This is a genomic window from Rhizobium sp. SG570 (assembly GCF_012275345.1).
GTDB lineage: Bacteria > Pseudomonadota > Alphaproteobacteria > Rhizobiales > Rhizobiaceae > Rhizobium > Rhizobium lusitanum.
This window is the reverse complement of sequence record NZ_JAAZQI010000001.1, coordinates 756,514-764,643: the sequence shown is the minus strand read 5'-3', so window position 1 is coordinate 764,643 and position 8,130 is coordinate 756,514. Positions and strand designations below refer to the sequence as shown.

Below are 8,130 nucleotides of genomic sequence, written 5' to 3'. Positions count from 1 at the left end.
GATCCGCTCGAACGATAACGCTGCGACCACTTCACTGCCGAAGATACCGCAATACCGAACCGTGACGCCACCGACCGGCAGCTCTCGCCGGCCGCGATCGCATCAACAACACGCTTACGAAGATCATTTGAAAGAGGTCGAGTCATCAGATGCTGGCCTCCACTCCAGCCAACATCTTGAATCACAAATCAACCAAAAACGGAATCCCTTCCGATTCAGCTAAAAGCAGAAACGCTCTAGCGGCTGAGATCGATATGATAACGTTCGATGAAGTCGATCATCGAACGATCTTCCACCATATCTTCCTCGATGCTTTTGACGATGGACAGGACCTTGTCCCGGTATTTCGTCGCGCTGCTGTCATAGGCCCATCCCCGCGCAAGCTTCTCCATCAGCTCTTGTCGGGATTTCGTATAATAATGATTGAGCTGCAGGAACCGGTTCGAATAGAACTCGGGCGACTTCCGCGCCCGCCGCGTGAAGCGCTGGCCGGCATCGTTGGCCGTCAGATCCCCGTAAGCTCGCGTCTGGAACTGGTGAACGCTGACCTCTGTCACTTCACACGGATCGACGATGCATTTGAAATTGCTGACATTTTCCTTACGTGTCATCGGATCGGCGCCGCGCTGCGTGTAGTTCAGCGTCAAGGGCCCGTCAGGAGGCGCCTCATGGCCGCTGGTGGCGAACATGTGCCATGGCAGCGAAACATTCGGAAAATCGCCGACGGCCTCCAACGCCTGTTCGACCGTGCGCGCCTGTTTCGGCAACAGGAACTCATCGACATCGATGAAAGCCATCCAGCGGTAATAACAGCCGAAATTGAGGATGGCGTGCGCGAAGACGATGACCTGGCCGTTCAGAATCGTTGATGTCGCCGTATCGCGCATCCGCCCGGCCCAGGGGATAACCGTCAGCGTGTCCTCATTCAGGAGGCTGCGAAGGAGCGCGCAGGTGTCGTCCGTGGAGCCGTTGTCATAGATGTAGAAGTGGCGAATGCCGACGGCCCGATGGAAGCGCACCCATTCCTCGATATAGCCAGCCTCGTTCTTGACGCATGCGGCAATCGCAACACCATGGCGCCCTGCCCGTGGCTCGGGCGGATCGATGGTCAGTTTCTTGGCATCGGAGCCCTTGGGTTTCAGCCAGCGCATCAGCCTCTTTCTCTGCAACGGAACGATGCGTTGCTAGCAATCAACGGCTTGCATTGGCAAGCCCCGAGCCGAACAGTCCTGGCGGAACGACCAAAGGGATTTCAGCGTCTCAAGGCAGATTCAGGTATTCGGCCTTGCAGCAAACCTGTCGTCATAACCGAAATCATACTTCAGCAGCGCCGAAACGGGCGAATAGTTGATGAACGCGATGCCGCGTTCCCCAGCGATTTGCCGGGCGAATACGAGATGCTCGACAATACGATCTTCGGCCCGTGCTATACCTGAGAAAGCAGTGTCGCGGCCGGTCTCATAAAAGCGAGGTTCGCTCGCATTGGAAATATCGATACCCAGAAAGCCGATCGTCTTTGGCGTGCAATACAAGGCAAATTGCAGCGCCGACACCGCGACCGAGCCGCCAAGGAAAACGCCGCGATCCGGTGAGAGCGAGAAACCGGCTGAACCGGTTGCATCCAGACGCACATATTGGAGCTGCCTGATGTCGTCGAGGGTGCGGCGCCGTGTGCCATAGGGTTTGTAAATGTTATCGATCAGAATGATCGTCTTGTCCGCCAGCCAGCCTTTGTCGCTCTCGCAAAGCGCACGCAGGACGGCAATGGAGAACAAGCAAAGCGAGCCGGGCGCGATCTTCTTCCGCATCATTTCGATATGCCGCCAGACGAAGCGCTCGTCCTCGATCGCTATGGCAAGCGGCTCGGCGATCCGGTCACCGATGAGCCCGATGGCGCCGTTCAGCAGAATGGCGCTACCGGATTCCAGTCCGCTTAGATCACAATCGCGAATCGATGGCCCCGAGCCGATAATATAGATCTGCTCGCCAGAGCGCTCACGCAGCTGATCCGGACCGGCGAGGCCGGCGACCCTGGAGCCACGATAGAGCACTTCACTCACATTTTGGCTGCGAACGATGCTAAGCCCGGGAAACCAATCCTGCACATGAGCCAGCGAGCCGCCCAGCACGAGGCGCACGCCGGACTTGATGAGCGATCGGTGCCACGGGCGATCCGCCATCCGTCCTAAAGCTCCACCAACCCGAGCTTCTTGACCTGCCGAATGGTCAGCATCGTACGCACTGTATCGACGTGCTCATTCGCCGTCAGAACCTCGATAACGAAATCCTGGAACCGGGTGAGGTTTTCCGCGACGCAATGCAGCAGGAAATCGCTGTCGCCGGAAACCATCCACGCCTGCCGCACCAGCGGCCATTCCGCGGTAGCGCCGGCAAAGGCCTTGAGATTGGCTTCCGATTGATGCTTGAGACCGACCATGCAGAAGGCAACGAGATCGAAGCCGAGCTTCGGGCTGTTCAGCATGGCATGATAGCCTTCGATGATGCCGGCTTCCTCCAGCTTGCGCACCCGGCGCAGACAGGGCGGCGCGGAAATGCCGACTCGATCGGCCAGCTCGACATTCGTCATCCGCCCGTCCCGCTGAAGCTCCCGCAGGATCTTGATATCGATGGCATCGAGTTCAGCGCGAAGCACTTTATGGCCTTTCTTTAATTCCCCTTCGCCAGCTTCTATATAAGGCAGGAAAATTCGCAAGAAAGTTTCTCTGGCGTAACCGATTCTTACACAAAGCAGATTTGCTCTGTTAGTAATGCAAGGCTGCCCTTGAATAAATGCATGCGGCAATCATAAATGGACCGGCGGATCGTGAAATCGCCTGCTTTTCCCGTTTGAAGCCGCGGTTTCCCAAGCGCTGAAATTGAAAGGACTGACTATGCCTGCCCGCCACACGAAGGTGCTCATTATCGGCTCCGGCCCAGCCGGCTATACCGCCGCTGTCTATGCTGCGCGCGCAATGCTGCAGCCGGTCCTGATTGCCGGCCTGGAACAGGGCGGCCAGCTGATGATCACGACCGATGTCGAAAACTATCCGGGCTTTGCCGACCCGATCCAGGGACCCTGGCTGATGGAGCAGATGCTGCAGCAGGCCCAGCATGTCGGCGCCGAGATCGTCAATGACCTCGTGACCGAGGTCGACACCAATCAGCGTCCTTTCCTTGCCCGCACCGACAGCGGCCAGGTCTGGACCGCCGACACACTCATCATCGCGACCGGCGCCAAGGCGAAGTGGCTCGGCATCGAGAGCGAACAGCACTTCCAGGGCTTCGGCGTTTCCGCCTGCGCCACCTGCGACGGCTTCTTCTATCGCAACAAGGACGTGATCGTGGTCGGCGGCGGCAACAGCGCCGTCGAGGAAGCGCTCTATCTTTCCAACATCACCAAGTCGGTGACCTTGGTACACCGCCGCGATTCCTTCCGCGCCGAAAAGATCCTGCAGGAACGCCTGTTCGCCAAGCCGAACGTGAAGGTTCTCTGGAACACCGAAGTCGCTGAAATCACGGGCACGCCGGCCAAGCCGCCGATGCCGCCGTCGGTTTCAGGCGCACGCCTGCGCGATACGCGCACCGGTGCCGTCACCGATGTGGCGATCGACGGCATTTTCGTCGCCATCGGCCATGCGCCGGCGACCGAGCTTTTCAAGGGCAAATTGAAGCTCAAGGACAATGGCTACCTCTGGACCGCACCGGATTCGACGGCGACCAGCCTCGAAGGCATCTATGCCGCCGGCGACGTGACCGACGATACGTTCCGACAGGCGATCACCGCAGCGGGGATGGGCTGCATGGCCGCGCTTGAGGCGGAACGTTACTTGACTGGGCATATGCCCGTCGCCGTGGCTGCGGAGTGAGGCAGCCGATGAGGGGAAGCGGCATGCCATTGGACTGGGACAAGCTGCGTATTTTTCACGCGGCTGCCGAAGCGGGATCGTTCACGCATGCGGCGGATAAACTGCATCTGTCCCAATCCGCCATCAGTCGGCAGGTCAGCGCGCTGGAGCAGGATGTCGGCATCAAGCTCTTCCATCGCCATGCGCGCGGCCTCATTCTGACCGAACAGGGAGAGTTGCTCTACCGCACCGCACATGATGTTCTGCTGAAGCTCGAGACGGTCAAGATGCAACTGACCGAAACGACCGACAAGCCGAGCGGCAAGCTGCGCGTGACGACGACGGTCGGCCTTGGCCAGGGCTGGCTAACCGACAAGATCCAGGAATTCCTGCAGCTCTATCCGGATATGCAGATCCAGCTCATCCTCGACAACGAGGAGCTGGACGTGAACATGCGCCATGCGGATTGCGCCATCCGCCTGCGGCAGCCGCAGCAGTCCGACCTGATCCAGCGCAAGCTCTTCACCGTGCATATGCACGTCTATGCGGCCCCCTCCTACATCAATCGCCACGGCGAGCCGCAATCGGTTGAGGATCTGGACGAGCATCGCATCATCAGCTTCGGCGAGCCGGCACCGAATTACCTGCTAGACGTCAACTGGCTGGAGATCGCCGGACGCTCTTCCGACAACAAGCGCATACCGCATCTGCAGATCAACAGCCAGACCTCGATCAAGCGCGCCTGCCTGCTCGGCATCGGCATCGCCGTGCTGCCCGACTACATCGTCGGCCGGGATCCAGGCCTGATTCAACTTGCGATCAATGCGGACGTTCCGTCCTTCGATACGTATTTCTGCTATCCTGACGAGATGAAAAATGCGGCTAAGCTCAAGGTTTTCCGAGATTTTATCGTCGCCAAGGCCCGGAACTGGAATTTCTAGATAAGGGTAAACTACTGATAACAAACTCTTTTTGAGACTAATATATCAGCCGCGCGTATGATGCATAGCTGATATGCACAAAATAGAGTTGAAGCCTGCCCATTTAACTACCATATCGCACATAGCTGATGCATACGGTGGCTTTTCCTCCCAGTTCCACCGCATTGGCTGTTCCCCTCTGGAGGTTTTTGACCTTCATACCTATAGGGCCCTGGTTTACTCCGGTGGCCCTTTTTTTTGCCTTTTTGGCGCTGACCCTGCAAACGCATAACTGCCATGCACAAAAAAGCATTGCGCACTGCACAAATTAGCATCATAACGCACACAGCTGATGCACACGGTGGCTTTTCCTCCCAGTTCCACCGCATTGGCTGTTCCCCTCTGGAGGTTTTTGACCTTCATACCTATAGGGCCCTGGTTTACTCCGGTGGCCCTCTTTTTTTGCCCATTTTCTGAGCAGTCACCCTCGTTGCCATGCGGAAAATAATATCCCGCGTCGGTCTTGATATATCGAAAACCATCGATACATATATCGTCATTATTCGATATTCACGCGGTGAACACCATGGACAAAAGCGAGATACTCAAGGCTTTGGCCCATCCGGCCAGGCTTGAAATCCTCAACCACCTCAAGGATCCGCATACTCATTTCCCGACGCAGGAGCATCCGCTGGAACTGGGTGTCTGCGCCAGCCAGTTCGAGCGCTGCGGCCTGTCGCAATCCACCGTGTCGGCCCATCTGAGCACGCTGCACCGCGCCGGCCTGGTGACCACGCGACGGCTGGGCCAGTGGATTTTCTACAAGCGTAACGAGGAAACCATCGCCGAATTCCTCGACTCCCTGCAGAAGGAACTTTGAACATGCCGCTTGCGCTCCTCGTTCTCGCGCTCAGCTCCTTCGCCATTGGCACGACCGAGTTTGTCATCATGGGGCTGTTGCCCGAAGTGGCCTCGGACCTGTCCGTCACAATTCCGCAAGCCGGTTGGCTCGTCACCGGCTATGCGCTGGCAGTCGCCATCGGCGCGCCGATCATGGCGGTCTCGACCGCCCATCTGCGGCGGCGGTCGGCCCTGATCATGCTGATGGGCTTCTTCATTCTCGGCAATCTCCTTTGCGCCATAGCCCCGGGCTATTGGGTGCTGATGATCGCCCGGGTCGTTACCGCGCTTTGCCACGGTGCCTTCTTCGGCATCGGCTCGGTGGTCGCGGCAAGCCTGGTTGCGGATGATCGCAAGGCTCGCGCCGTCGCGCTGATGTTCACCGGCCTGACGCTTGCCAACGTGCTCGGCGTCCCCCTCGGCACGGCTTTCGGCCAGGCCTTTGGCTGGCGTGCGCCGTTCTGGATCGTCTCTCTTCTTGGCGTCGCCTCGATCATCGGCCTCATCGCCGTACTGCCGAAGGGCGAAGAAGTACGTCAGGGCAACCTCGCACGCGAGATCTCGGCACTGCGCGGCACCGGCCTCTGGCTGTCATTGCTGACGACCGTGTTCTTCTCGGCAGCCATGTTCGCGCTCTTCACCTATATCGCCCCGATGCTGCGCGACGTCACCGGCGTCTCGCCGAACACCGTCACCTGGACGCTGTTGTCGATCGGCGTCGGCCTGACGATCGGCAATTTGATCGGCGGCAAGCTCGCCGACTGGCGCCTCGGCACGACGCTTGCCGGCGTCTTCATCGCGATCGCGGTGACATCGGCGATCTTCAGCATCACCATTCATTCCTTCATCGGCGCTGAGATCACGCTGTTCCTGTGGGCGGCGGCGGCCTTTGCCGCCGTGCCTGCGCTGCAGATCAGCGTCGTCTCCTTCGGAAAGGACGCGCCGAACCTTGTTTCGACCATCAATATCGGCGCCTTCAACACCGGCAACGCGCTCGGCGCCTGGGTCGGCGGCGTGGTCATCGACCAAGGCTTTTCGCTCTCGCAGGTGCCGCTCGCCGGCTCGGCCATGGCGGTCCTCGGCCTCATCACCGTCTTGTTGACCTTCGCAGCCGCCCGACCCAAGGGCGAGGCCCTCGCCTCGTCCTGACAACTCCCCCTCTCCCGCCCCCCTCATAAGAAAGGACGACCATGACCAAATTGTTCGAACCGACGAAGCTTGGCGATATCTCCCTTGCCAACCGCATCGTCATGGCACCTCTCACGCGCAATCGTTCCCCGAATGCCGTGCCGAACGAGCTCAACGTCAAGTACTATGCTCAGCGCGCCTCCGCCGGGTTGATCATCACTGAAGCCACCGCAATCACCCATCAGGGTCAAGGCTACGCCAATGTACCGGGCCTCTACACCAAGGAAGCGCTCGACGGTTGGAAGAAGGTGACGGACGCAGTGCATGCCAATGGCGGCAAGATCGTCGTGCAGATGTGGCATGTCGGCCGCATCTCCCACACAACCCTTCAGCCGAACGGCGCCAAGCCGGTCTCCTCCACCTCCAAGCGCGCTGAAACCTCGAAGACCTATCTGGTCAACAGCGACGGCACCGGCAGCTTTGCCGATGTCTCCGAGCCGCGTGCGCTCGAAACCTCGGAAATATCAGGCATTGTCGAGGATTATCGCAAGGCTGCCCGCGCCGCCATCGATGCCGGTTTCGATGGCGTCGAGATCCACGCCGCGAACGGCTATCTGATCGACCAGTTCCTGCGCGGCAATGTCAACGATCGCACCGATCAGTATGGCGGCTCGATCGAAAATCGCGGCCGCTTCCTCTTCGAAGTCGTCGATGCCATTACCAGGGAAATCGGTGCCGGCCGCACGGCGATCCGCATCTCGCCGGTAACCGCGTCCGGTGATGCGAGCGATCCCGCTCCGCAGCAGCTGTTCACCTATGTGGTCGAGGGCCTGGCAAAGTATGGCCTCGCCTACATCCATGTCGTCGAAGGCCAGACCGGCGGCAAGCGCGACTTCCTGTCCTTCGACTACGACGCCCTGCATGCAGCCTATAAGGCCGCAGGCGGCAAGGCTGGCTGGATGGTCAACAATGCCTATACCCGCGAGATGGCGATCGAGGCCGTCGACAACGGCAAGGCCGATGTCGTCGCTTTCGGCAAGCCGTTCATCTCCAATCCAGATCTTGTCCACCGCCTGAAGGAAGATGCTGCGCTGACACCGTGGGACCAGGCGACGCTCTATGGCGGCGGTGCAAAGGGCTATGCCGACTATCCGACGCTCGATGAGGCAGCCTGAGCCGCAAGCGGCGCTTTCACGCGCAAGCACGCATCTCGGATTTAATTTGATGCCAACAAAGCACCCTCGCGACGAAACGTTGCGAGGGTTTTTCCATTTCAAAGCTTGAAAACAGGCACGGCACAACCGAGCTAAACAGGCATACACGCTTCAAAAGCATAA

9 protein-coding genes are annotated in these 8,130 nt (G+C 59.1%); 5 read left to right on the top strand and 4 right to left on the bottom strand.

Features of this window, described 5'->3' with window-relative positions:
- From FHT28_RS03690 to FHT28_RS03675, 4 genes are all read right to left on the bottom strand, one after another.
- Positions 1-146, bottom strand: a 146-nt coding sequence (locus FHT28_RS03690; RefSeq protein ID WP_168595587.1) for a helix-turn-helix domain-containing protein, incomplete at its 3' end; no start/stop codon positions are given.
- Between the two features lie 90 nt (positions 147-236).
- Positions 237-1,151 carry a glycosyltransferase family 92 protein gene (locus FHT28_RS03685; RefSeq protein ID WP_168595586.1) on the bottom strand — a complete coding sequence of 305 codons (915 nt, stop codon included), beginning with the start codon at positions 1,149-1,151 and terminating at the stop codon, positions 237-239.
- 120 nt (positions 1,152-1,271) lie between these two features.
- Positions 1,272-2,180, bottom strand: coding sequence for a glycosyl transferase (locus FHT28_RS03680; protein ID WP_168595585.1), 909 nt, complete (start codon positions 2,178-2,180; stop codon positions 1,272-1,274).
- Between the two features lie 5 nt (positions 2,181-2,185).
- A complete protein-coding gene (locus tag FHT28_RS03675; RefSeq protein ID WP_037194623.1) occupies positions 2,186-2,653 on the bottom strand; it encodes an Lrp/AsnC family transcriptional regulator in 468 nt (155 codons plus the stop codon).
- 238 nt (positions 2,654-2,891) lie between these two features.
- Here FHT28_RS03675 and trxB point away from each other — a divergent pair, with 238 nt between their 5' ends.
- From trxB to FHT28_RS03650, 5 genes are all read left to right on the top strand, one after another.
- A complete protein-coding gene (gene trxB / locus FHT28_RS03670; RefSeq protein WP_037194627.1) occupies positions 2,892-3,866 on the top strand; it encodes a thioredoxin-disulfide reductase in 975 nt (324 codons plus the stop codon).
- Positions 3,867-3,889: 23 nt separating this feature from the next.
- Positions 3,890-4,786 (top strand): LysR family transcriptional regulator VtlR, encoded by an 897-nt coding sequence (locus tag FHT28_RS03665; protein WP_004116399.1) that lies wholly within the window; start codon positions 3,890-3,892, stop codon positions 4,784-4,786.
- Positions 4,787-5,351: 565 nt separating this feature from the next.
- The gene (locus FHT28_RS03660) at positions 5,352-5,645 is read left to right on the top strand and encodes a metalloregulator ArsR/SmtB family transcription factor (protein ID WP_037194631.1); all 294 of its coding nucleotides are present in this window, start codon (positions 5,352-5,354) and stop codon (positions 5,643-5,645) included.
- 2 nt (positions 5,646-5,647) lie between these two features.
- Complete coding sequence (locus FHT28_RS03655) at positions 5,648-6,814, top strand: MFS transporter (protein WP_168595584.1); 1,167 nt, start codon at positions 5,648-5,650, stop codon at positions 6,812-6,814.
- A 41-nt stretch (positions 6,815-6,855) separates the two neighbouring features.
- The gene (locus tag FHT28_RS03650) at positions 6,856-7,968 is read left to right on the top strand and encodes an alkene reductase (protein WP_168595583.1); all 1,113 of its coding nucleotides are present in this window, start codon (positions 6,856-6,858) and stop codon (positions 7,966-7,968) included.
- Positions 7,969-8,130: the final 162 nt, after the last annotated feature.

Bases quoted from the DNA above. Each gene is read 5' to 3' on its own strand.
- FHT28_RS03685 (WP_168595586.1), bottom strand. From the start codon at position 1,151: ATGCGCTGGCTGAAACCCAAGGGCTCCGATGCCAAGAAACTGACCATC.
- FHT28_RS03680 (WP_168595585.1), bottom strand. From the start codon at position 2,180: ATGGCGGATCGCCCGTGGCACCGATCGCTCATCAAGTCCGGCGTGCGC.
- trxB (WP_037194627.1), top strand. From the start codon at position 2,892: ATGCCTGCCCGCCACACGAAGGTGCTCATTATCGGCTCCGGCCCAGCC.
- FHT28_RS03665 (WP_004116399.1), top strand. From the start codon at position 3,890: ATGCCATTGGACTGGGACAAGCTGCGTATTTTTCACGCGGCTGCCGAA.
- FHT28_RS03660 (WP_037194631.1), top strand. From the start codon at position 5,352: ATGGACAAAAGCGAGATACTCAAGGCTTTGGCCCATCCGGCCAGGCTT.
- FHT28_RS03655 (WP_168595584.1), top strand. From the start codon at position 5,648: ATGCCGCTTGCGCTCCTCGTTCTCGCGCTCAGCTCCTTCGCCATTGGC.
- FHT28_RS03650 (WP_168595583.1), top strand. From the start codon at position 6,856: ATGACCAAATTGTTCGAACCGACGAAGCTTGGCGATATCTCCCTTGCC.